21 protein-coding genes are annotated in these 23,279 nt (G+C 46.3%); 10 read left to right on the forward strand and 11 right to left on the reverse strand.

Annotation, left to right across the window (positions count from 1 at the left end):
• Positions 1-2 precede the first annotated feature (2 nt).
• From KI350_RS14320 to KI350_RS14345, 6 genes are all read right to left on the reverse strand, one after another.
• Positions 3-1,325, reverse strand: a complete 1,323-nt coding sequence (locus KI350_RS14320; RefSeq protein WP_025810806.1) for a (Fe-S)-binding protein — start codon at positions 1,323-1,325, stop codon at positions 3-5.
• Entirely contained in the window at positions 1,322-2,734 is a 1,413-nt protein-coding gene (gene glcD / locus KI350_RS14325) for a glycolate oxidase subunit GlcD (protein ID WP_023857785.1), read from the reverse strand. The genes KI350_RS14320 and glcD overlap by 4 nt, the downstream gene beginning before the upstream one ends.
• A gap of 119 nt (positions 2,735-2,853) precedes the next feature.
• On the reverse strand, positions 2,854-3,156 hold the full coding sequence (locus KI350_RS14330; RefSeq protein ID WP_023857786.1) for a PTS sugar transporter subunit IIB: 303 nt from the start codon (positions 3,154-3,156) through the stop codon (positions 2,854-2,856).
• Positions 3,153-3,485: a PTS lactose/cellobiose transporter subunit IIA gene (locus tag KI350_RS14335; RefSeq protein WP_020450044.1), complete on the reverse strand. Its 333-nt coding sequence runs from the start codon at positions 3,483-3,485 to the stop codon at positions 3,153-3,155. Before KI350_RS14335 ends, KI350_RS14330 begins: the two co-directional genes overlap by 4 nt.
• A 16-nt stretch (positions 3,486-3,501) precedes the next feature.
• Positions 3,502-4,788 carry a PTS cellobiose transporter subunit IIC gene (gene celB / locus KI350_RS14340; RefSeq protein WP_020450045.1) on the reverse strand — a complete coding sequence of 429 codons (1,287 nt, stop codon included), beginning with the start codon at positions 4,786-4,788 and terminating at the stop codon, positions 3,502-3,504.
• The gene (locus tag KI350_RS14345) at positions 4,775-6,109 is read right to left on the reverse strand and encodes a 6-phospho-beta-glucosidase (RefSeq protein WP_026580483.1); all 1,335 of its coding nucleotides are present in this window, start codon (positions 6,107-6,109) and stop codon (positions 4,775-4,777) included. Before KI350_RS14345 ends, celB begins: the two co-directional genes overlap by 14 nt.
• Before the next feature lie 162 nt (positions 6,110-6,271).
• Here KI350_RS14345 and KI350_RS14350 point away from each other — a divergent pair, with 162 nt between their 5' ends.
• The 4 genes from KI350_RS14350 to KI350_RS14365 all read left to right on the forward strand — a co-directional run bounded on the left by KI350_RS14350 (position 6,272) and on the right by KI350_RS14365 (position 12,106).
• Entirely contained in the window at positions 6,272-7,006 is a 735-nt protein-coding gene (locus KI350_RS14350) for a GntR family transcriptional regulator (RefSeq protein WP_020450047.1), read from the forward strand.
• Positions 7,003-7,737 carry a chitin disaccharide deacetylase gene (gene chbG / locus KI350_RS14355; RefSeq protein WP_026580485.1) on the forward strand — a complete coding sequence of 245 codons (735 nt, stop codon included), beginning with the start codon at positions 7,003-7,005 and terminating at the stop codon, positions 7,735-7,737. Before KI350_RS14350 ends, chbG begins: the two co-directional genes overlap by 4 nt.
• A gap of 400 nt (positions 7,738-8,137) precedes the next feature.
• Complete coding sequence (locus KI350_RS14360; RefSeq protein ID WP_374706257.1) at positions 8,138-9,934, forward strand: glycosyl hydrolase family 18 protein; 1,797 nt, start codon at positions 8,138-8,140, stop codon at positions 9,932-9,934.
• A 90-nt stretch (positions 9,935-10,024) separates the two neighbouring features.
• A complete protein-coding gene (locus tag KI350_RS14365) occupies positions 10,025-12,106 on the forward strand; it encodes a glycosyl hydrolase family 18 protein (RefSeq protein ID WP_035337317.1) in 2,082 nt (693 codons plus the stop codon).
• A gap of 59 nt (positions 12,107-12,165) precedes the next feature.
• On the opposite strand, the gene KI350_RS14370 is transcribed toward KI350_RS14365, so the two are convergent.
• A complete protein-coding gene (locus tag KI350_RS14370; protein WP_023857791.1) occupies positions 12,166-13,116 on the reverse strand; it encodes a trypsin-like serine peptidase in 951 nt (316 codons plus the stop codon).
• A gap of 171 nt (positions 13,117-13,287) precedes the next feature.
• Here KI350_RS14370 and KI350_RS14375 point away from each other — a divergent pair, with 171 nt between their 5' ends.
• From KI350_RS14375 to KI350_RS14385, 3 genes are all read left to right on the forward strand, one after another.
• Entirely contained in the window at positions 13,288-14,061 is a 774-nt protein-coding gene (locus KI350_RS14375) for a glucose 1-dehydrogenase (RefSeq protein WP_020450052.1), read from the forward strand.
• Between the two features lie 157 nt (positions 14,062-14,218).
• Positions 14,219-15,049 (forward strand): DUF1835 domain-containing protein, encoded by an 831-nt coding sequence (locus KI350_RS14380; protein WP_023857792.1) that lies wholly within the window; start codon positions 14,219-14,221, stop codon positions 15,047-15,049.
• Between the two features lie 86 nt (positions 15,050-15,135).
• Positions 15,136-16,533, forward strand: coding sequence for a YcdB/YcdC domain-containing protein (locus KI350_RS14385; protein WP_035337312.1), 1,398 nt, complete (start codon positions 15,136-15,138; stop codon positions 16,531-16,533).
• Between the two features lie 53 nt (positions 16,534-16,586).
• Here KI350_RS14385 and KI350_RS14390 read toward each other — a convergent pair whose 3' ends face one another.
• Complete coding sequence (locus KI350_RS14390; RefSeq protein ID WP_035339249.1) at positions 16,587-17,438, reverse strand: sulfurtransferase; 852 nt, start codon at positions 17,436-17,438, stop codon at positions 16,587-16,589.
• A gap of 154 nt (positions 17,439-17,592) precedes the next feature.
• On the opposite strand from KI350_RS14390, the gene KI350_RS14395 reads away from it, so the two are divergent.
• Complete coding sequence (locus KI350_RS14395) at positions 17,593-18,021, forward strand: cell wall hydrolase (protein ID WP_023857795.1); 429 nt, start codon at positions 17,593-17,595, stop codon at positions 18,019-18,021.
• A gap of 46 nt (positions 18,022-18,067) precedes the next feature.
• Here KI350_RS14395 and KI350_RS14400 read toward each other — a convergent pair whose 3' ends face one another.
• Positions 18,068-19,060 (reverse strand): LLM class flavin-dependent oxidoreductase, encoded by a 993-nt coding sequence (locus KI350_RS14400; RefSeq protein WP_223254832.1) that lies wholly within the window; start codon positions 19,058-19,060, stop codon positions 18,068-18,070.
• Between the two features lie 297 nt (positions 19,061-19,357).
• On the opposite strand from KI350_RS14400, the gene KI350_RS14405 reads away from it, so the two are divergent.
• Positions 19,358-20,704 (forward strand): C40 family peptidase, encoded by a 1,347-nt coding sequence (locus KI350_RS14405; protein ID WP_035337311.1) that lies wholly within the window; start codon positions 19,358-19,360, stop codon positions 20,702-20,704.
• 51 nt (positions 20,705-20,755) lie between these two features.
• Here KI350_RS14405 and KI350_RS14410 read toward each other — a convergent pair whose 3' ends face one another.
• Both KI350_RS14410 and KI350_RS14415 read right to left on the reverse strand, forming a co-directional pair.
• Positions 20,756-21,568: an ABC transporter permease subunit gene (locus KI350_RS14410; protein WP_023857798.1), complete on the reverse strand. Its 813-nt coding sequence runs from the start codon at positions 21,566-21,568 to the stop codon at positions 20,756-20,758.
• Complete coding sequence (locus KI350_RS14415; RefSeq protein WP_035337307.1) at positions 21,565-22,452, reverse strand: ABC transporter ATP-binding protein; 888 nt, start codon at positions 22,450-22,452, stop codon at positions 21,565-21,567. Before KI350_RS14415 ends, KI350_RS14410 begins: the two co-directional genes overlap by 4 nt.
• Positions 22,453-22,600: 148 nt before the next feature.
• Here KI350_RS14415 and KI350_RS14420 point away from each other — a divergent pair, with 148 nt between their 5' ends.
• Entirely contained in the window at positions 22,601-23,188 is a 588-nt protein-coding gene (locus KI350_RS14420) for a TetR/AcrR family transcriptional regulator (protein ID WP_023857800.1), read from the forward strand.
• The last annotated feature ends 91 nt before the right edge of the window (positions 23,189-23,279 follow it).

Raw genomic sequence — 23,279 nt, forward strand, 5'->3', positions numbered from 1 at the left:
AGTCACTCCTGGACGGCTTCCAGCAATAAATCCGCCAGATGAACAGCTCTCACTTGGTTTGTAAGCCCAGCTCGTTCAATGCCGAGCTTCATTTGCAGCAGACATCCGGGATTAGCTGTAACGATCGTAGCGGCCCGGGTCGCTGCTGCTGCTTCCATTTTTGTATCGAGAATTTTCATCGACATTTCGGATTCGACAATGTTATAAATACCGGCTGATCCACAGCAGCTTTCGGCATTTTTCATTTCCTTGAATTCAATGCCGTTGATGCTGCGAATAAGGTATCTCGGCTCAGCGGAGGTGTTCATGACATTTCGCAAATGGCACGAATCTTGGTAGGTGACGATTTGCTGCGGCAGTTCAAGGGATCGCTGATCAAAGTTCAGCTCCAACAGGACGGAAGAAAAGTCTTTCAGTTTCCCTGTAAAAACCGCTGCCCGTTTCCGCCATTCAGAGTCATCTTTCAGGAGATGATCATATTCCTTTAAAAATGCTCCGCATCCCCCTGCATTTGTCACGATAAAGTCCGCGTTTGAATCCTCGAATGCCTGAATATTTCGTTTTGCGAGCAGGACGGCCTCAGACTTTTCGCCGCTGTGTCCGTGGAGGGCACCACAGCAGGTCTGCTGTTCGGGAATGATGATCTCGCAGCCGGCCAGCCGCAGCAGCTCGATGGTTGCCATATTCGTATCTAAAAACAACGTATCCATGAGGCAGCCCGAGAAAAAGGCGGCCCGTTTTTTTCTCTCTCCGATCGCAGGGAGCAGGTGCGGCCGTTTTTTCAGCTGTTTCATATCGGGAACTTTCGGCAAAACAGCCTCCATTTTCGCGAGATGGTCCGGCAAAAGACGAAGTAAGCCCGATTTGCGAATCACATTTTGCATGCCGGAACGCTGATACACGCCGAGTATTCCAGTCAGCGCCCTGATTCTGTTTTGGTGGGGGAAAAGCCCTTTGAATACCGCGCGGCGAAGCACTTTAACCGGAAGGGTGTGTTTTTTGTTCTGCTGAATAATATCCCTCGCTTCTTCAAGCAAGCGCCCGTAGTTTACGCCTGAAGGACATACAGGTTCACACGCCCGGCAGCCGAGGCAAAGCTCCAGTGACCGTTCGACATCCTCATCAGGCTCAATCGCCCCATCGACGACCGCTTTCATGAGCGCGATGCGTCCGCGCGGTGAATGGCTTTCCTGAAAACCGGATTCGATATAGGTGGGGCATGACGGCAGACAAAAGCCGCAGCGCATGCAATTCAGCAGCTCTTCCTCGTCCATTCTTTTTTTAAACTGCTGTTCAATGACCTTTCTTTCGTTAGCTGTCGTCATTTTGTCACCACCACCCGCTTGCGGGAGTCTTTCGCAAATATCTTCCCGGGATTCATGATGCTGTTAGGATCCAGCGCCTGTTTTACCGCCTTCATGGCGGCGATTCCCGCTTTGCCCAGCTTCAGTTCCAGATAAGGAGCTTTCATTTCGCCGACCCCATGTTCTCCGGTGATTGTTCCTCCCAGCTCAACCGCTTTTTTAAAGATGTCTTCAAAAGCCTGTTCGACCCGTTTCATTTCTTCACTGTTTCTGACATCTGTCGTACAGGTCGGATGAAGGTTGCCGTCGCCTGCGTGCCCGAATGTACAAATCGATATTTTGTGCTTTTCGGCGATCGTATTAATTGCTTTTACCATTTCGGCAATTTCAGAGCGCGGTACCGTGGCATCCTCCAGAATGGTCGTCGGCTTTAAACGGGCTAAAGCGGAAAGTGCGGTGCGGCGGGCCTCCCGAAGATTTTCCGCTTCAGCTTCTGTTTGCGCGGTTTGAACGGACACAGCATTTCCTTTTGTGCAAATCTCTTCAATCAGGGCAATGTCACGGCGGACTGCTTCCTCGGTGCCGTCCTGTTCGATCAGGAGAACCGCTTTGGCATGGACGGGAAGGCCGATTTTCGCGAAGTCTTCGATCACCTGAATCGTGGGCTGATCGAGAAATTCGAGCGTCGTCGGAATGATTTTGTGTGCGATGATATTTGAAACCGTTTGGGCTGCAGAGTCGATATCTTGATAGAGGGCGAGGACGGTTTTTTTTGTTTCGGGTGCCGGGATGAGTTTCAATGTTGCTTCAGTAATGATGCCGAGCGTTCCTTCAGAACCGACGAAAAGACGCGTCAAATCATAGCCGGCAACGTCTTTGGCGAGTTTGCCGCCAGTGCGGATGATATCCCCGTTTGCGAGAACGACTTCAAGCGCCATGACATAATCGCGTGTCACTCCGTATTTCAGCCCGCGGAGGCCGCCCGAGTTTTCATTGATGTTGCCGCCGATTGTCGAGATCTTCATCGAGCTCGGATCGGGCGGATAAAATAATCCCTTTTCTTCAGCGGCGTGAATTAAATCAAGCGTGATCACGCCGGGCTGAACGGTTATCGTTAAGTTTTCTTCATCGATTTCTAAAATTCGATTCATATGCTTAAACAGGAGGACAATTCCTCCTTCAGTCGGGCATGTGCCGGCGCAAAGATTTGTACCTGAACCTCTCGGCACAATCGGAATGCGGTGCGTGTTGCAGATTTTCACGATTTGCGATACTTCTTCTGTGCTGCGCGGGGCTATGACCGCGTCAGGCATCGATTGAAACTGGGGTGTCGCATCATAAGAATAGACGAGCCGTCCGGCGTTCGAATCGTCATAATTGACAGAGCCGACAATTTCAATCAACTGGGATTTCACTTGTGAGGAAATCATGTATGATCACATCCTTTACCAATTATTATACAAAAACAAACGCTTTCAAAAAATCATTCTTTTAAACTTCAAAAAAAAGAACCCGTTTTCAAAGAAAACGCGGTTCTTTGCAGGAGGCATCAGGTTGCAAGGCTGATTGCCTGATTCAGCACTTTTGCACCGTCCATCATTCCATAAGCCATTTGATCAATGACGGCCACGGGCGTATGATAAGGCTCGGCACGCTCTGTCATTTGCCCTTTTAAATACCGGACCTGCGGACCAATCAGTATCACATCAATTTCATCCAGATGACTTGGCAAATCTGCCTCCGCATATGCATTAATTTCGGCCTTCAATGAACGGTTTTTCGCTTCTTCCCTCATTTTTTTGACCAGTATACTCGTAGACATTCCAGCTGAACATACAAGTGCGATCTTCATTTTTCTCTTCCTTTCTGAAGCTCTTGATATAAATGAATCAATTCTTTCGCCAAATCTTTTACAGTCATGGCTGTCATTAAATGGTCCTGCGCATGGATTAATAATAGATTGGGTGAAAGGCCTTCGCCTTGTGCTTCTTTTTGCAGAAGGCGGGTTTGTGCCTGATGAGCTTGGCTCAGCTCCGATTCTGCTTCTTGTATTTTTTGATATCCGGTTTCCCATTCGTGTTGTTTCACAAGCTGCAATGCTTCCATTGCAGAAGAACGCGCATTTCCGGCGTGAAGAATGATTTCAAATGAGACCTGTTCCAATTGTAGTGTATCTGCCATAACATTCACTCCTTACTTATTCGTTTTCTGTCTGGTGCAAGGCGGAACGTTCTGCTGCTTTTATAAACGGGAGGTAGAGCAGGGTGGCCAGCACCAGGTTGAAGATTTGCAATAAGACTCCCCGGACTGATCCTCCGGTGACGAGATACCCGCTGACAATCGGCGGCGTTGTCCACGGAAGGATCGCGACAGTTTTCGGGACGAGACCGGAAGCCAAAGCGACATATGACGTAATCGTTAAAATTAATGGAATCAAGATAAACGGAATGAACATGATCGGGTTTAATACAATAGGAAGTCCGAACAGAACGGGCTCATTGATGTTAAAAAGGCCGGGTGCGAGAGACACCTTCCCGATCGTTTTGTAGTGCTTCGATTTCACGGCAATTAAAATGCCGGCAAGCAGAGCCAATGTCGTTCCCGATCCCCCCATAAATACGTAAGAATCGAAGAAAGGCTTTGTCACAATATACGGCACTTCAAAAGCGCTCATTCCTTGCGAGAATAAGTGTTGATTTTCCTGAATAAGCGGGAGGTAGACGGATTCCATGATCGGCCCGAGGATATTTGTTCCATGCAATCCAAAGAACCAGAGCAAATGATTCAAGAAAGTGAAAATCAAGGCTGACCCAACCGTGTTGGAAAGACCTTGAAGCGGCTCTTGAATCGTGCTGAAAACAAGCTCATGGATGCTTTGTCCCGAATAATGAACAATCAGAGCATTACATAGCCCGGCAGTGGATAAGATGACGGCAGCCGGCAATAGAGCATTCAAGGATTTTGTGACGCCGTCAGGCACTCCTTCAGGCATTTTGATTTTCCATTTCTCATTTTGTGAAAACAGCCGGAAGACTTCCGTCGACAGCAAAGCCACGATTAAGCCGACGAACAGGCCTTGTGCTCCCAGCCAAGTCATTGAAAAGCCAAAGTCTTCAGTGGTCGGCGTAAGCACGGCGAATGCGCCAATCCCGATTAATGCGGCAGACAGGCCATCTGTGTGATAGGACTCGGCCAGCTTAAAGCTGACAGCCGCAACGGCTAAAAGGCTCAACAGAGCAAAAGAGCCATTCCATATCGCCCCGCCGACAGCAGTCCATCCCTCTCCGAACAGGCCGGTCATAAAGTTTTGAAACGCCGGTATTGGAAAATTATTAACCAGGATGGCGAGGGAACCGATGATAATAAGAGGCATAATGGCGATGAATCCGTCGCGTATTGCAATCAGGTGTCTTTGGGAACCGATCTTTCCGGCGATCGGCATGATGTTTGCTTCGATGAATGCCATCATTTTATTTTGTTTCATGTTCACAGACCTCCTCAAAAAATTGCGGGAGGTAACGTTTATGCGCCTCGAGCATTTCATCCAGTACCTTTTGAGCTTTGTGATCAGAGGAGACCAACGGATTGGTGATCATGGCTGAATATGCCGTATTGTAGTCGCCGGTGACCGCAGCTTCAATCACTAATTGTTCAAATTTTTTCATCAGGCAGATCGGCCCGCAAATGGCAGCAGGCAGTTTTCCGACGGTCAGAGGAATCGGTCCGCTTTTTGTAATGACACTGTTGACTTCGATCACCGCATCATCGGGAAGGTCTGGTATGCTTCCTTTATTCAGTGTGTTCACGGTCTGAATATCCATTGAATGATGATAAAGCGAGTTCATTAATGAGCAGGCTGATTCACTATAGTAAGCCCCGCCGCGGCCTTCCAGTTCTTTAGGCTTCTCATGGATCTCGGCGTCTTTGTATTTCTCAAACAGCTGCCGCTCCACTTCCATGACGGTTTCCGCTCGTGTTCCGTTGTTATTGTACGCTTCGATATCTTTTGCGAGCGCATCTTCATGTTGATAATAGTACTGATGGTACGGGCTCGGAAGCATACGTAAAGACCGCAGAAATTGGCGATTCCACGGCAACGCCGCAATATTGGAGGGCGAGTAGCCGAGGTGATCATTCAACAGATGCTCAATCGTCTCTTCCGTCCGGTCGATGCCGTCGATCCATACCCTTTTTCCGAAAACAAAATGGTTGAGGCCTGCGAATTCAATCATGACGCGGTTCACATCCACGCCGAATATTTCTGCAATGCTATTTTTCATGTTGTAAGGAATATTGCATACCCCGACGACCTTTTGATGAGGTCCGTGCTTCAGCAAAGCTTCCGTCACGATGCCGGCCGGATTGGTAAAGTTGATCAGCCATGCTTCGGGACAAATCTTTTGGATATCGCGAGCGATATCCAGCATGACAGGAATTGTGCGGAAAGCTTTAAACATACCGCCGGCTCCGTTTGTTTCCTGCCCGATTAGGCCGTGGCTGAGCGGAATTTTTTCGTCTAAAGCTCTCGCCTTCAGTCCGCCGACTCTGATTTGAACCGTGACGAAATCGGCACCTTGCAACGCTTCTGCCCGATCTATTGTATGGCTCAGTTCGATGGGAACCCCCGCATGCCTGATCATTCGCTTCGCGAGTTCTGAGACGATGCGAAGTTTTTCTTTGCCCTCCTCGATATCAACAAGTGCAATCTCATTCACCGGAAATTGATGTTGCCGTTTGATGATGCCTTCAATAATTTCCGGTGTGTAGCTGGACCCTCCGCCTATAACAACTACTTTCAGCGCCATAATCCCCCTCCTTCATTCTCTTTATATGAAAGCGCTTCACACAATTGAAACTTAACATGTCATAACAAATTTGTCCATACATATTTGTTATGACAAATTGTTTTTTTTAGGAACCTTTTGTGTTATTCTATAATTACGAACACACCCCAAAGGAGAACATGTATGGCGAAACAACCACAGCTCCACAGTCAAATTAAACAAGATATTGTAGATAAGATTGAAAGCGGTTATTATCCGCCTGGCAGCCTGCTGCCGACGGAGTCCGAGTTTTGCAAACTGTATGATGTCAGCCGGACGACGCTGCGGACCGCGCTGAATCATTTGCTTATGGAAGGGGCCATTTACCGAAAGCAGGGAAAAGGGACATTTGTCGCCAAAGGAAAAGTAAAGCAGATCTTGAGCTCCAGCAGCCTCCGTTATGCAGAGCAATTGAAGGCTCAAGGCTTTAAACCGAAAATCAAAGTTGTTGATTTGCAAAAAATAAAGCCGTCTGAAAAAATCCAAACCCTCCTCGGAATCGACGCTGAACAAATGGTCTATCAAATCAAAAGAATCCGCTATGCGGACGATGAAGAAATCCAGTTTGAAACAGCCTATATCAGAACGGATCTCGTCCCCGAAGTAACGGAAGAAATGGCGAATATTTCACTTTACCAGTGCATCAGCAGGCAAGGAAACAACATAAAAAGAACAGAGGAACAAATCAAAATTGTGATTTCTGATGAGGAGATTGCACAACATTTAAATATTACACAAGGCACACCTTGCTTCCAGATATCGACGCAAACATTTTTGGCGTCGGAAGAAGTCGTCGAGTATTCTATGGCCTATTTTCGCGGTGACCGTGTTGAGTTCTTCATTGAACGTGATTATGAACAAAGGGGGAATGAAAGGTGAAATCTCTAATCATAAATGCGGATGATTTTGGATTTTCAAGGGGAGTCAACCTTGGAATCATTGAAGCTTTCCAGCACGGGGTGCTCACATCGACTACGCTCATGGTCAATATGCAAGAAGCGGAGCATGCCGTCGAACTCGCACGGCAAAATCGTGAACTCGGAGTCGGCGTCCACTTGACATTGACGGCCGGGCGCCCGATTCTCGGCGGACTGCATACGATAACGGATGAAGAAGGGAATTTTCGCAAGCTTTTGTACTACCAGGGTTTCTTCGACATTGACCTTGATGAAGTATACCGAGAGTGGAAAGCGCAAATAGAGAAAGCTTTGTCTTTCGGTTTAAATCCGACACATATCGACAGCCATCATCATATTCATACATACGGAAATCTCCCTGAGGTGTTTGTAAAGCTTGCGAAAGAGTATGACCTGCCATGCAGAAAGGTCAATCATGATCATCCTTCACTGTGGAAGGGTGTAAGGTCGAACGATGCTTTTGAGCTGAAAGTCGATCGATTGAAGGATCTTTCGAGCATCCTTCGTGATTATCAAGACGCAGCAGTGATTGAAGTGATGTGCCATCCGGCTTACGTCGATAAATGTCTGCTTGAAAAATCGTCTTTCCATTATCCTCGGGTATATGAACTTTCACTGCTGACGGAACCTTCTCTTAAATCGGCTTTGCAACAATGTCCGGATATTCGTCTTACGTCTTACGCTAGTCTATGAAGAGGCTAGAGGCGCCGCTTCTATTCCTTAAATGGAGTAGAAAGCGGCGGTTGTGTAGTCAATGTCTTCAAGTTGACAGTTCAGAAAATTCTGATTAATATAGATTTGTCATAACAAATTCAGCAACCCTTCGCCATTAAAAAGTCTTCTTTTATACGCAAATGTATAGACATCTATACGTGTTTCACCCTCAGCACAACCAGCTTTTCCAAACGAACACACCCGAAATTTTAATGAAATCATGATGTCAATCTCATTTATGTAAGCGTTTTCCCTTGTTGGCTTCTGTGCAGCTGCAGCTATTAGATGACAAGGAAAAATATAAAACAAACAAAAAAGGCGGTGAGGAATAGGAGATTTCTAGTTTCATAGTTTGTCAAAAAAATTGGATGAAAAGGAGATGAACATCGTGTTGGTCAACAAAAGCAAAAAGTTTTTCGTTTTTTCTTTCATTTTTGTCATGTTGCTGAGCTTGTCATTTGTAAATGGGGAAGTTGCAAAGGCCGATTCCGGAAAAAACTATAAAATCATCGGCTACTATCCATCATGGGGTGCTTACGGAAGGAATTTTCAAGTTTGGGATATGGACGTTTCAAAAGTCAGCCACATTAATTATGCTTTTGCTGATATTTGCTGGGAAGGAAGGCACGGGAACCCCGATCCGACAGGCCCCAATCCCCAAACATGGTCATGTCAGGATGAAAACGGAGTGATCGACGCGCCAAATGGAACAATCGTAATGGGCGATCCCTGGATTGACGCACAAAAGTCAAATCCCGGGGATGTCTGGGATGAACCGATCCGCGGCAACTTTAAACAATTGCTGAAGCTGAAAAAGAGCCACCCTCATTTGAAAACGTTCATATCGGTCGGCGGATGGACTTGGTCTAACCGCTTTTCAGATGTCGCGGCAGATCCTGTGGCAAGGGGGAATTTCGCCGCTTCGGCCGTTGAATTTTTAAGGAAATACGGGTTTGACGGGGTCGATCTTGACTGGGAATACCCGGTCAGCGGAGGATTGCCGGGGAATAGTACACGGCCGGAAGATAAAAGAAATTACACGCTGCTCCTGCAAGAGGTGCGTAAAAAACTTAATGCTGCAGAAGCAAAGGACGGCAAGGAATACTTGCTGACGATCGCATCCGGCGCAAGTCCGGAGTATGTGAGCAACACTGAGCTTGATAAAATTGCTCAAACCGTGGATTGGATTAACATCATGACCTATGACTTTAATGGCGGATGGCAAAGCATAAGCGCCCATAATGCGCCGCTGTTCTATGATCCAAAAGCAAAAGAAGCAGGCGTTCCAAATGCTGAGACCTACAACATTGAAAACACTGTGAAGCGCTATAAGGAAGCCGGTGTTAAGGGGGACAAATTAGTGCTTGGAACACCGTTCTACGGAAGGGGCTGGAGCGGTTGTGAGTCCGGCGGCCACGGAGAATATCAGAAGTGCGGACCGGCGAAAGAAGGGACATGGGAAAATGGAGTATTCGACTTTTCAGATCTTGAAAAGAATTATGTAAATCAAAACGGCTATAAAAGGTATTGGAACGATCAAGCGAAAGTGCCGTTTTTGTATAACGCGGAAAATGGCAATTTCATCACTTATGATGATGAACAATCATTCGGCCACAAAACGGATTTTATTAAAGCAAACGGATTAAGCGGAGCGATGTTCTGGGATTTCAGCGGCGATTCCAATCGGACGCTTCTCAATAAATTGGCAGCCGATTTAGATTTTGCACCGGACGGAGGCAATCCGGAGCCGCCTTCATCGGCACCTGTGAATGTGCGTGTAACCGGAAAAACTGCTACAAGTGTCAGCCTGGCGTGGGATGCGCCGAGCAGCGGAGCAAACATTACGGAATATGTCGTGTCATTTGAAAGCCGGTCGATATCTGTAAAAGAAACATCAGCGGAAATCGGCAACTTGAAGCCGGGTACGGCCTACTCATTTACAGTTTCAGCAAAGGATGCCGATGGAGAGCTCCATACCGGACCAACAGTAAAGGTCACGACGAATTCTGACCAGGCATGTTCATATGACGAATGGAAAGAGACGAACGCATACACGGGCGGAGAGCGGGTTGCATTTAACGGAAAAGTGTATGAAGCGAAATGGTGGACGAAAGGCGACCGGCCGGATCAATCCGGTGAATGGGGCGTATGGCGGCTGGTCGGAGGCTGCGAATAACAGAAAGTCAAATGGATAGAAAACGATAAAGAGAGATTTGGGAAAAAGCTTCTCACGTCTCTCTTTATGGACAAAGGAGTCTGAATAAACATGAAGATAGCCGCTTCATCTATTTTATCCTGTGTGCTGCTCCTTGCGCTTTTTATCCCGAACCGGCACATTTCTGCAGAGACTTCAAATGAACAACCGGACTGCCGTCCGGAAGGGCTTTGGGACTCAGGCGTTGAACATGTGCCGTACTGCGATGTATACGACCGGGACGGCCGTGAAAAGCTTGCCAATCAGTTAGACCGGAGAATCATCGGGTACTTTACAAGCTGGCGTACTGGAAAAGGCAATCAAGATCGTTATTTAGTAAATGATATCCCCTGGAAGTACTTGAGCCACATTAATTATGCGTTTGCCCACATCGGGGAAGATCATCGGATTTCAGTCGGAGATGAGACAGATGAGAACAACCCGTCCATCGGGATGACCTGGCCGGAGCATTCCGATGTAAAAATGGATCAAACCTTGCCGTATAAGGGGCATTTTAACCTTATCCATCAATATAAAGAGAAATACCCGAATGTAAAAGTTTTGGCGGCTGTCGGCGGTTGGGCCGAAACCGGCGGTTATGTTGACAGGGACGGGAAGCGGATTCCAAGCGGCGGCTTTTATTCGATGACAACGAATGGAGACGGATCTGTAAACCACAAGGGTATTCACACCTTTGCGGAGTCGGTCGTTGCGTTTCTCAGAAAATACGAGATCGATGGAATCGATATTGATTATGAGTACCCTACATCAATGCAGGATGCAGGAAATCCTGCAGATTGGAACATCGCCAATCCGCGGCGCAACGGGTTAAATAAAAGCTTTGAGGCATTGATGAAAATATTAAGAGAAAAGCTTGATCAAGCGTCCGCTGAAGATGGAAAGTACTACATGCTGACCATTGCAGCGCCATCATCGGCATATTTACTGAGAGGGATGGAAACGTTTAAGCCGCTTCGATATGTCGATTATGTCAATATTATGTCCTATGATCTTCATGGAGCCTGGAATGAGTTTGTCGGACCGAACGCTTCTTTATTCGATAACGGCGAAGATGCCGAACTCAAGCATTCCAACATATATACTACGCCGGAATATGAAGGGATCGGATATTTAAATACGGACTGGGCTTACCATTATTTTAGAGGAGCTATGGAATCGGGGCGAATCAATATCGGTGTTCCTTATTATACGAGAGGCTGGAAGAATGTGAACGGCGGAGTAAACGGGCTGTGGGGAACATCCAAAAGCGCAGATTGTCCTCAGGGACTCAGGCAATGCGGTGACGGAGCAACCGGAATCGATAATATTTGGCACGATAAAGATGAGCAGGGGAATGAAATTGGAGCAGGGGCAAACCCGATGTGGCACGCCAAAAACCTTGAAAAGGGCATTGCCGGTTCTTATCTGGAAAGGTATGGATTGAGCAAGGCTGATTTGACAGGCGCTTATCAAAGGCATTATGACGCGGGGCTGGCAGCGCCTTGGCTTTGGAATCCAGAAAAGAAAGTGTTTCTATCGACAGAGGATGAGGAATCGATCAAAACGAAGGCGGATTATGTCGTTGATAAAGGAATCGGGGGTGTCATGTTTTGGGATTTGAGCGGTGATTATGACTGGTATCCCGAACGAAACGGCAATAAAGGAGAATACGATATTGGCAATACTTTAACGAGCACGCTGTATCACAAATTCTCGGATACAACACCATACGATAACCGGCTCAGCACATCGCCTTTTCCTGATGAATCATTGGATGTAGACATAGAGCTGACGAACTTTCCATTAGGAGATCAAAATTACCCGATCCACCCGGTAATGAAGCTGATCAATAACAGCGATGTCACGATTACGGGAGGTTCTGTTATCGAATTTGATGTGCCGACATCCACTTCCCCTCGGTTTGGAAGCTGGAGCGGCGATCAAGTTGAAGTGATTGCTAAAGGGCATACGGGACCGAACATTGGCGGACTGACGGGAGATTTCCACCGCATCGGAGTGACTCTATCAAGCTGGAAAACGATTAAACCTGGTGAGGCGGCGGAGTTTCAGCTTGTTTATTATTTGCCGATCAGCGGCCCTTCAAATTTCACGATATCAATAGATGGAAAAAAGTACAGGCTTAATGTGAAGTAAGTGTACCAGCCGTTAGATATAACAGCCCGTTCCAAAAGGAAGCGGGCTGTCTTCGTGTGTTATTGGGCGCTGTTTTTCCAGTTGCTCAAATTGTCAAACACTTCTTTTGTAATCCGGGTGCCTCTGTTGTACGAAGAGCCGCCGTATACTCCATTTGTGTGGACGGCAAGCGAGCATGGACCGCTGCAGTTCGTTCTTGAACTGCTTTGTTCGAATACCGGTGAACCGCTCTGGCCTCCGTACGTGTCCATTGCATACTGCAATTTATACGTTTCGGAGATGGCAATCGGTCCTGAATGCTGCCATTGTGTGCCTGTTGTTTTATCGCCTGGATAACCGCTGATAGTAACAGTTGTCCCGACAAGTGATGAAGTGGTGTACGAGTATCCGAAGTATCCGACAGTATTGCCGATTGGTTCGCTTAGTTCGATTGCACCGTAATCGTAATTGGTGTTACCGCTTCTCCATCCTGACGGAATAAAGTAGCGCGTCGATTTAACAGAGCCGTAAGGGTAGCTTGTCCCGTTCCGTCCCGGCGAAACAGTAGCTGTCCCGGCAAATGAACCGCTTGATGTGTCATAGATGCAATGTCCGGCTGTTGCGACGGTTTTCGGACCGATCATCCATCCGGTGCACGAACCGATGCTGCTTGAAATATGAACGATCGCTCTGTACGGATATGCGCTTGTGTTGGTCACCCTTGTCCGATCATCAGAACCAATCACCGATTTAATGCTGTAAGGAGCTTTGGCGGAGGACTCTTTTGCCGTTTTTTCCTTTGTTTCATTCACTTTGCCGGTGCCTGTAAATGCCTTTGAATACGAGCCGTATTGATCGCTTTTCATGTTTGGATCATAGGTAACCGATGTTTCCGCTTTGTATGAAGGATCGCTTGAAACAGGAGAATGAGGCGATGGTGCGGCTTGGGCCGGGTGGATACCTAAAGAATAAATAGAAATACCAATGAGACCTGTGATCAAACCTCGTTTAACACTCTTTTTACTAACCAAATCGTATCACTTCCTTATTTTGTTGTAAGTTCAAGTTAGATATTAACAAAATAATTCTGAATTTTCCATATGTTTAAAAAAGATCATACTAGAGGCATGTATTCACATTTTGTTTGATCATATTGATACCGGGTAATGTACATGAAGAAAAGAAATTGAGGGGGGTTTAAGTTGTACAGTGATTTAAAAGGAAAAACAGCAATTGTGACCGGTTCTTCAAAAGGTATAGGCAAGGCGGTTGCAGAACGGTTTGGAAAAGAAAAGATGAATGTGGTTGTCAATTATCACAGCGATCCCGGAGGCGCACGGGAAGCCGTCGACAATATTCAAGCAGCGGGCGGAAACGCCCTTGCGGTAGAAGCTGACGTGTCTTCTGAAGAGGATATAAAAAAGCTGATTAAATCAGCAGTTGAACATTTCGGCTCACTTGATGTCATGGTCAATAATTCAGGATTTAACGGCGCAGAAGCCCTCCCGCACGAACTTGAACTTGGTGAATGGCAGAAAGTGATCGACGTTAATTTAACCGGTACGTTTCTCGGCGCACGGGAAGCCTTAAGATATATGGCGGACCGCCACATGAAAGGGAGCATACTCAATATATCAAGCGTTCATCAGCAAATTCCGAGGCCGAAAAATGTTCATTACTCCGCTTCAAAAGGCGGAATGAAGCTTTTGACAGAAACGCTTGCCCTTGACTATGCGGACAAAGGAATCCGCGTCAATTCGATCGCGCCGGGAACGATCGCAACCGAAAGCAATGAAGACTTGGAGGGAAGCCACAAGTCGGCACAGCTGAAAAAGATACCGATGAACGAATTTGGCGAGCCTGAACAAGTGGCTTCCGCAGCGGCATGGCTTGTGTCGAAAGAAGCCGCCTATGTAACGGGCGCGACTTTGTTCGTTGACGGCGGTATGACGCTTTACCCGTCACAGCTGGAATAGCAAGTGCATTTTTCAGCTCCCGTTCTGCCTTTTTCGAATGGCGGAATGGGGGTTTTTTATTGCGTCACCTTTTATATCCTGTTTTTGTATATAATAGTTAAAAAGATGAGTTTAATAGCTTTAATGCTATTACAACTTAACTAACAAGGAGATTATAATGCAAAACAATGTCGTTCACATTGCCTTCGGCGAATCTGCCGGCGGCAGTATTAACATGATGCTCAAACAGTCGGGAGGAACCCAGGAAAAGAGTCTGATCGTCCTTCCTGAATTATTTTCCATCGGGCCGCTTCAAAACCTGGAAATTAAAGAAGGCAGGGTCAATCGTTATGAATGGTTGAAAACATATCTCAATGACCGATTTCACGAGCTTGGAGAGATATACAGCCGTTTTGAAGATGCGGTTTCTGCATTAAGCCGTATTCAGGAGCAAGCCTCCGTCTTTATGTGGACGGGCGATCATGCACACGAACAAACGGGCCTGAGATTTGTACATCATATCCTTCGGCAAATGAACCTGGCTGTTTTCCATCTGAATACGTCGAAGTACTTTCCCTATACCCGAAGTTCTGGTGAATTGAATGATGAAAAACTGAGATTCATTTATGAACAAGGGGATCAGTCGGCTTTGACAGCCGCTGAAAGACGGGGCCTTGCGGAGGAATGGACAGCGCTGTCTCAGCAGACAAGCGTGTTGCGAGTATGGGAAGACGGCAGAATTAAAAGCGTGAAAGAAGACTTTTATGATTCGTTCATCATCGGCAAGCTCGCACAGCTTCAAAAAAACCGTTCAACCAATACCTTTATCAACTGTCCCCGCCTGATCGGCGAAGTCATTGGCCATCTGAAGGAGAACATCGGAGATGAATTCATCGAGTACCGCATTTTAGAGCTGATCCGCAAAGGCATTTTTGAGATGGAAGGCGTACCAAAAGGAATGAGATATTTTAGCATAAGGTTAAAATCGCCATTTAAGTTCACCATTTAAATCCAATTATCTTAATTTTCATGAAACGATTAATGGTATATTTCGTATACATAAGGAGACGAAAATGAAAGAGAGGTAGACAGGATTTGGTTCGTGAACAGTTAAAACAAAAAGCGCAGTCCATCAGTAAGGTTCCCTCACATTATCAGCTCATGATCGAAGATTACGGAGAAAAGGACGAAAAAGAGAGGCCGGTTTTTTTCGTCTGGCAGGATATTGAAGAGCCGGATCAGGACATATCGGTAGAGTTAGATCATCACGGCCGCTTAATCAGTTTGACAAAAGAGTATGAACCGGCGGTCGAGGAATCTCTTCCAGAGGAAAGGCTGCTGAAAATCGCCCTTCAGTTTACAGAACAGCATTACCCGAGTGCGTCTCATGAATTTGTTTACCATGAAAAGAAGGAAACAGAACAATTCGTCCGTTTTACGTATGTTCAGACTGTCCTTGATCTTCCGCTGCCGCAAACAGGCTTTTACGTCAAGGTCGCCAAGAACGGAGAGGTGATGGAGTTTCGCTATAACGGTGGAACAAGCTCTTTCTCCATTCCAAAGCAGATCGCTGATAAGGAATCGGTGACAGCCGATTATCTTAAACATATTCAATTCGAATTGGCGGTCGAAAAAGTCCGCAGTGAGCTTTATGAAGGGGGAGATGATCGCCCGCATCTCATTTACGAAGCAGACTTGCCGTTTTTCAGCTATCCTGCCGATATCACGGGAAAATGCCATATGAAGCCTGCGGCGGATGAAGAGGAAGAGGAGGAAACATTGCCGCTCCCTTTGCTGCCTGAGGCTGACCGTCATGCTGATATCGATGACATGATCGGCTATACTCCTTCGATGCGGAAAATCCGTGAAACCGATATGGGAGAGTCAATTGGAACGGTATGGCGCCTGGGAAACGAACCTGAGCCGAGAGACCGGAGTATAGCCGGCTATTTCGAAACATGGAACAAAAATACGTTGAAAATCATGAAAGATAAAAAGTCAGGGAAGCTCAAAGGGGTAGCTTCTTTCATCAAATCAGAAGGACACCTTTCCTTGAGCGTGGAAGACTGCTTGAAACGGGCGCTGCAATTTTTGTACAAGCTTTATCCCGGCGCAGATCAGCTTTTTCGAATGCATCCGGCGGAAAATGACGGGGACAGGCAAAACGCTTTTTTTCAATTTGATCTTCAATACAAAGAGGTGCCGTTAAGGCTTGGCTCTGCCAATATCAGTATCAGTCGGACAACCGGCAGGGTCGTCGGTTATAACGGTCCGGAAATCGAGCCGGAAGCGCTGGCCGATCTGAGTCCTTCGCCATCTATTTCAGAGGAAGAAGCGAAAGCGGTTTTTGCAGCGGCATTTGATGTGAAGCTGCAATGGGAAAGGGATTACAGTCGGGAAAAGGATGACTTCTACAGGCTTATTTACCGGCCGGTCTACCCGTACTTTATCGATGCCCATGACGGAAAGGCGTTTATGAGCAAAAACATGTAATAAACGGCGGCTGGCTAAGGCACAAAGGCCCCCGGCCGCCGTCTCTTGTAAGATCAGGTGTCGTCCTCTGTCCCAGTGGAGATCGGATGGTCGGGGTAGCTGATCCAATCGCTCCAGCTGCCGGCATACAGCTTCACATTTTCAAATCCGGCTTCTTTCAGGCCGAGCACATTTGGGCAGGCTGATACGCCCGATCCGCAATAGACGACAATTTCACTGTCCGGGTCTAAAACAGCATAGTGCTGTCTGAGTTGTTCTTTGCTTTTCCATAATCCGCTTTCGGTCAGATTGCCTTTCCAAAAAAAGTTTTTGGCTCCGGGAATATGGCCGGCCCGGTGATCGAGTGGCTCGTTTTCCCCTGTGTATCGGGAAGGATCACGCGCATCAATCAGGATGGAGCCTTTTCTGCCGATTCGCTTCAGCACGTCTCCGGCATCAAGGAGTTCGTTTTCTCTGAGCGCCGGCTTAAACTCGCGCTGGATAGGACGGGGAACCTCGGCGGTCATCGCATAGCCCGATTTGATCCAGTTGGACAGCCCCCCATCCATAATATAGACGCTGTCATGCCCGAGGTAGTGAAGCTGCCACCAAAAGCGCGCTGCAAACATGCCGCCGCTGTCATCATAAACAATGACATCTGTTTCCCGGTCAATGCCGATTTTCCCAAGCTTTGCGGCCAGACGGTCAGGGTCTTGAAGCGGATGTCTGCCGCCGTGCACTTCCGCATTACGCGACAGATCCTCTTTTAAATCAATGTAAACGGCTCTCGGCACATGGCTTTTCGTATACGTTTTCCGGCCTTCGTCCGGTTTTGTCAAATGAAACCTCACATCGACAATAACCGTTTGGTCCGGATTTTCCCTTAATCGTTTGTATACCCATTCAGGGCTTTTCAATACTGACAATCCGATCCCTCCGCTCCCCTTTGTTTTTTCTCGGGTTCTGATAATAGAAGAATAGCTTTCTTTCATGGGGAATGTCAAAGATAAATCCCGAAATCGTCATCACCTAAATGAAACAGAATATGATAAAGGTGACGACATCATGGGGGTGACTAAAATGGCAGTAGTTAAGGCTTCTTCTAAAGATATCAATCTTTTGGCCAGACTTTTGAGAGCGGAGGCTGAAGGTGAAGGTGTGCAAGGAATGCTGATGGTCGGAAATGTCGGAATCAACCGCATCAGGGCAAACTGTTCCGACTTTGTGGGACTTCGCACCATTCCGCAGATGATCCATCAGCCGCATGCGTTTGAAGCCGTGACGCACGGTTATTTCTATCAAAGGGCACGGGAAAGCGAAAGGCGCTTGGCGCGCAGGGCGATCAACGGAGAGCGGCTCTGGCCGGCAAAGTTCAGTTTGTGGTATTTCAGACCGGCAGGGGCGTGTCCCGCACAGTGGTATAATCAGCCGCATGTCGGCCGCTTTAAAGCGCATTGTTTTTATGAGCCGACAGCGGAAGAGTGTGAGAATGTCTATAATACGTTTTAATAAAAACATCCCTTTTCAACGGATTTTGAAAAGGGATGTTTTTTGATCAAAATAACTCTGCAAGTCTTTCGTAAGACTGCTTCTTATCTTCAAACCGGTAAACGTTCGTCAAAACCATAAACTCATCTGTTTGATATCGGTCAGAGAGCTCGAGCAGTTTTCTTTTGACCGTTCGAGGAGACCCGATCACCATACGGCTGCGGTTGTGGGCAAGCTTTTTTTTATCGGCAGCGGTGTAAGCGGCAGATCTTGCCTCCTCAATGCTTGGGACAAGACTGTCCAATCCTTTTTCAACTCTTAGAAGCCATAAATCCTGGCTCAAGCAAAGCTCTTCAGCTTTTTCATCGGATTCCGCACAAACGACGAAAACGGCGGCCAAAGATTGGGGGCGCTTAAAGAAAGGAGAAGGCCGAAAGCTTTCCCGATATAATTGAAAGGCGTTCCTCCCTCTTGCGGAATTGATGAAATGTCCGAATACGTATCCCGCTCCCATGTCACCGGCCAATTTCGCGCTGTTTTCTCCAAGCCCTAAAAGCCACACCTCCGGCGGCGAATCCGTCAAAGGGGCCGCTTTGATTCCGAAATAATCGTGTCCGGAAGGGACGGAATCAGTCAAAAAGCCCAACAAGTCTTGAAGCTGTCTCGGGAATTCGTCCAGGCTTTTATGAACCCCGTCTGTCAGCGCCAGCCTCGTTTTGGCTGTGCCTCCCGGAGAGCGGCCGATCCCCAGGTCAATCCTCCCGGGATAAAGGGCTTCAAGCTGCCGAAAGCTTTCAGCCACTTTAAAGGGACTGTATTGAGGAAGCAGAACACCGCCCGAACCGACGCGAATATTTGCAGTTTTTGCCGCAATGTGTGCGATCATGATTTCGGGAGCGGTACTGGCAAGTCCGCGTGTGCTGTGATGCTCGGCAAACCAATACCTTTTGTACCCCCATTGATCCGCGAGCTCTGCCAGCTCTGCAGAATGCTTCAAGGCTGAATACGCATCTGAGCCTTTTGATATTGGAACCTGGTCAAGAACACTGAGCTGCATCATTTGTCACCGGCCTTCCTTTTCAGTAAGACAAGCATATGAAAAACAGCAGGAAGGGTCAAATCGAAGAGAATACGAGAGTTAAAACAAGATGAGTCAAAACATGACACTGCTGAAACAAAAACGAAATATAAATGTAATATAAATTGACGCCTATTGTCGAAAATAGATGGTATAATAACGTCTGTACATCGGTAACGGATATATTAATCATAGGTCATAAGATTCATTTTTTAATAATGTTCAAGCGAATTTACATAATGAAAAAACAAGAATACATAAAGGAAAGAGGAGTAGAAAGTGAAAAAAAAGGTTTATACTTTTGGTTTAGCGTCGATTCTCGGAACAGCTAGTCTATTTACCCCCTTTATGAACAACACGGCATCGGCAGAAACCTCTCAGCAAAAACAAGAAATTCAGCAAAAGCGTTCTGAAGTGAATTCAGGCATCGAGGGCAAGCGGAAAGAAATCGCCAAGCTGCAAGACGAGCAGAAAAAGCTTGAAGCCAAAATCCAAGAGCTTGATAAAAAAGCACTTGAAACAAGCAACAAAATCGAAGACAAAGAAAAAGAAAACAAAAAAACCAAAAAAGAAGTGGAAGCTCTGAAAAAAGAAATCAAAGAAACTGAAAAGCGGATTGAAGAGCGTTCAAAAGTGATTAAAAATCGCGTGCGCAGCCTGCAGGAAAACGGCGGATCCCAAAACTATCTGAATGTCCTTCTGGGCGCACAAAGCTTCGGAGATTTTATCACTCGTGCAACGGCTGTTTCAACAATTGTTGACGCGGATAAAGACCTGCTTGACGAGCAGGAAAAAGATAAAAACAAGCTTGAAAAAGCAATGTCTGACTTAAATACAAAACTGGATGAAATCCAAAAAACTTTAGCCGATTTAAAAACGCTTAAATCGGATCTTGATAAACAGCTGAAAGAACAGGCGAACCTTTCTAAGCAGCTGCAAACGAAACAGGCGGCAGCAGAATCAGAGCTGAGCGATCTGAAAAAAGAAGCGGGCTCACTGACAAAAGAAGAAGCCGCTCTTGAACAAAAACTTAAAGAAGAAAGAGCTGCAGTGGCTGCAGCAGCAAAAGCGAAAGAAGAATCTGCTACGGCTGAAAAGTCAGACTCAGGATCAAACTCAGGTTCAGTCAGCAAATCCAACGGATCGTCCAACAGCGGTTCTTCAAGCAGCAAGAAAAGCAGCAGCCCGTCAAGAAACTACTCTTCCGGTTCTGTTGTCAGCAGCAATGGAAACGCAATTGAAGCTGCCATCAGCACAGGTTCAAGCATCGTCGGCAGATCTCCGTACGTATGGGGAGGCGGACGTTCTCAAGCTGATATCGACAACCGTCGTTTCGACTGCTCATCATTCGTACGCTGGGCTTATGCATCAGCAGGCGTAGAGCTTGGATTCGGTGCGACAACAAGCACGCTTGTCGGCAAAGGACGAGCTGTGAGCGCGTCTGAAATGAAGCGTGGAGACTTGGTCTTCTTTGACACATACAAAACGAACGGCCACGTGGGTATTTATCTTGGCAATGGCACATTCTTGAACGATAACAGCTCACGCGGGGTATCCGTCGATTCTATGAGCAACCCGTATTGGAAGAAAGCCTTCAGCGGAGTTGTCAGACGGGTCGTTGAATAAAATATCATACAGAAACAAACGCCGTTCCTGATCGGGAGCGGCGTTTTTATATTACAGCGGCAAGTCGCGCTTTTTAAAGATGAGAATGCTGAGTGCGAAGGCGGCAAAACCGACCGCGGCAAGAACAAGAGACACTTGAGCGATATCGGCGCTCCCGTTTACAATATCGCCAGGTCTGAATAAAGAGAAAACCGACAGGCTCCTCATCCATTCCGTCTTTTCGCTTAGTTTGCCGAGCAAGTCGAAGCTGAAGAATAAAAACGTGATGCCTCCGGAAAGTCCGAGGGCTCTTTTTTCGTCATTTGAAATGGCCGAAAAGAGGAACGAGATGCCGCCGACGGCAAAGAAGAGCAGAAAGCCGAGCAAGTTCAGAACGAGAAACCTTGACACATTAAAATCGTAATCACCGCCCAGCATCAAATGGTAGCCAGCCAGCCCGGCCGCTGTCGTCACGGCCATAATGATCAAAAGACCTGTCGTTAAAACGGCTGCTTGGGTGAAAGCCACTTTGCCGCGCGTTGTCGGCGCAGACAGAATATAGGCCATTGACCCTTGATCCACGAGCTTTGCCAAAAGCTTAGTCGACAGCATGACAGAGAAGATCGACAAAATCACGATAAAGATTAAACCGTAATACTCTCCAGACATAAAATCTTCAAGATTCCCCAGTCCGTTTTCAAACCCAAAAGCATTGAGAAAGCCTTCCGGCATTGATTTGATCATTTTCTCAATATCCTCCGCGTTGCCCGCGATGCTTGGATAAATGCCCAGTATCAAAAGAATATAGAAAGCGGAGCCTGCCCCGTAGCTTATGATTCCTTTCATGTTTGTTCTCATCATTTGTTTGTACAGGGAGAAGTTCATTTCACTGTCCCCTTTCTGTCATAGTAGTTCATGAAAATCTCTTCCAGGCTTTGTGAAGAAGAATCAATGTGCCGAATGTGATATTTGGCGGTTTCTTTAATAAATTGATCATGGTTCCCTAAAACGGCCACTTTGACACGATTGTCCGTCCGGGATTCGATTTGCAGACCCGAATTCATGAAGGCGGGAATGTCGCCCTTGTTTTCAAATGTAACTTCGAATACCTTTCGCTGCATCGACTGCAGTTCATGGATATCTTTGACGGCAATGATGATGCCGTCTTTTATAATGGCGGCTCTGTCACAGGTTCGTTCGATTTCAGGAAAGCTGTGGGAAGACATTAAAAACGTCGTTCCTCTCGCTTTTTCTTCGAGCACGATTTCAATAAACACTTTTTGCATCAGCGGATCGAGGCCTGAGGTCGGTTCATCAAGAATGATGACTTCAGGGCTGTGCATAAAGGAAGCGACAATCCCGACTTTTTGCTTCATTCCTTTCGACATTTTTCTGATCGGCGTATGAACATCGAATTGGAGCCGTTCGATGAGTTCATTGCGCTTAGCTGTATCTTTTAAACCATGCATGTTTGCCATGAAATCGAGAAATTGTTTTCCCGTCATTCCTTCGATAAATGCAATCTCTCCGGGAAGATAGCCGATATGCCGCTGAATGTCGCCTTGATGATTCCGGATGTTCATTCCGTTTACTTTGATATCGCCTTGATCAGGCTTCATAAACCCCATGATATGTCGAATGGTTGTTGATTTTCCAGCTCCGTTTGGACCTAAAAATCCAAACACTTCACCTTTTTGAACATGAAATGAAACATCAAATATACCTTTGCCATTGGAAAACTTTTTCGTAAGACGTTCAACTGTCAGCATGTGACACCTCCAAAATGAAAATTATGAAACAATAGTGATTAATAATTACAAAACTAATTTTACGTTCTTATGAACTTTTTTGTCAACGGAATTAGTGAAATATTTTTATGTTATAATTTCATTAAGAAAGATATGTAAGGATGGTTATATGAACGGATTTGAAAAAAGGGCTTTGCTGATTAAAGAGAAAATCAAAAAGACGGCTTTGGATATGCTCAAAACATGGGAGCCAAAGCGCATCCGGATAACCGATATCGCAAAAGCGGCAAATGTTTCGCAGGTGACGATCTATAATTACTTTGGAAGCAAAGAAGCGCTCCTGAAAGAGGTTTTCAAAGACTATATCGATCAGTCCATCAGCGATTTTGAAGAATATATGAACAAAGATATTTCCGTTAAAGAAAAGATCGAATTGATGATTTTGCAGAAAAGGGAAGCCAATAATCAAAAATTTGCTCTAACGGTCGTCAAAGAGGTGATGATCGAAGACAGTGAAATAATGGATTATGTAAAGCGGCAATACGATGAAAAAATCATTCCCCTTATGCTCCAAATGATTGAAAAAGGTCATCGGTCAGGCGAAATCTCTCCCAAGATCACCGCGGAAAGCTTTCTCATCTTTATGAATATGATCATTGAACATTCAAAAACTCTGGGTGAAGCCTTTGAAAAAAACAGACAGTTTACAGAGGAAATGATGCATATTTTCTTTTATGGCTTGTGCGGCAGACCGTAGATGTGCTTTTATAATAAAATTGTCATCTCTGTCATTTCTGTGAACCGCTGAAACAATTTCCTTGCTTTTCCGTATATAAGGCAGATACAAA

It is taken from the genome of Bacillus sp. J41TS8 (assembly GCF_018333035.1).
GTDB lineage: Bacteria > Bacillota > Bacilli > Bacillales > Bacillaceae > Bacillus > Bacillus paralicheniformis.

What these genes read in the sequence shown, in the direction of transcription:
- KI350_RS14320 (WP_025810806.1), bottom strand. Translation starts at nt 1,325, where the DNA reads ATGACGACAGCTAACGAAAGAAAGGTCATTGAACAGCAGTTTAAAAAA.
- glcD (WP_023857785.1), bottom strand. Translation starts at nt 2,734, where the DNA reads ATGATTTCCTCACAAGTGAAATCCCAGTTGATTGAAATTGTCGGCTCT.
- KI350_RS14330 (WP_023857786.1), bottom strand. Translation starts at nt 3,156, where the DNA reads ATGAAGATCGCACTTGTATGTTCAGCTGGAATGTCTACGAGTATACTG.
- KI350_RS14335 (WP_020450044.1), bottom strand. Translation starts at nt 3,485, where the DNA reads ATGGCAGATACACTACAATTGGAACAGGTCTCATTTGAAATCATTCTT.
- celB (WP_020450045.1), bottom strand. Translation starts at nt 4,788, where the DNA reads ATGAAACAAAATAAAATGATGGCATTCATCGAAGCAAACATCATGCCG.
- KI350_RS14345 (WP_026580483.1), bottom strand. Translation starts at nt 6,109, where the DNA reads ATGGCGCTGAAAGTAGTTGTTATAGGCGGAGGGTCCAGCTACACACCG.
- KI350_RS14350 (WP_020450047.1), top strand. Translation starts at nt 6,272, where the DNA reads ATGGCGAAACAACCACAGCTCCACAGTCAAATTAAACAAGATATTGTA.
- KI350_RS14360 (WP_374706257.1), top strand. Translation starts at nt 8,138, where the DNA reads ATGAACATCGTGTTGGTCAACAAAAGCAAAAAGTTTTTCGTTTTTTCT.
- KI350_RS14365 (WP_035337317.1), top strand. Translation starts at nt 10,025, where the DNA reads ATGAAGATAGCCGCTTCATCTATTTTATCCTGTGTGCTGCTCCTTGCG.
- KI350_RS14380 (WP_023857792.1), top strand. Translation starts at nt 14,219, where the DNA reads ATGCAAAACAATGTCGTTCACATTGCCTTCGGCGAATCTGCCGGCGGC.
- KI350_RS14395 (WP_023857795.1), top strand. Translation starts at nt 17,593, where the DNA reads ATGGCAGTAGTTAAGGCTTCTTCTAAAGATATCAATCTTTTGGCCAGA.
- KI350_RS14400 (WP_223254832.1), bottom strand. Translation starts at nt 19,060, where the DNA reads ATGATGCAGCTCAGTGTTCTTGACCAGGTTCCAATATCAAAAGGCTCA.
- KI350_RS14410 (WP_023857798.1), bottom strand. Translation starts at nt 21,568, where the DNA reads ATGAACTTCTCCCTGTACAAACAAATGATGAGAACAAACATGAAAGGA.
- KI350_RS14415 (WP_035337307.1), bottom strand. Translation starts at nt 22,452, where the DNA reads ATGCTGACAGTTGAACGTCTTACGAAAAAGTTTTCCAATGGCAAAGGT.
- KI350_RS14420 (WP_023857800.1), top strand. Translation starts at nt 22,601, where the DNA reads ATGAACGGATTTGAAAAAAGGGCTTTGCTGATTAAAGAGAAAATCAAA.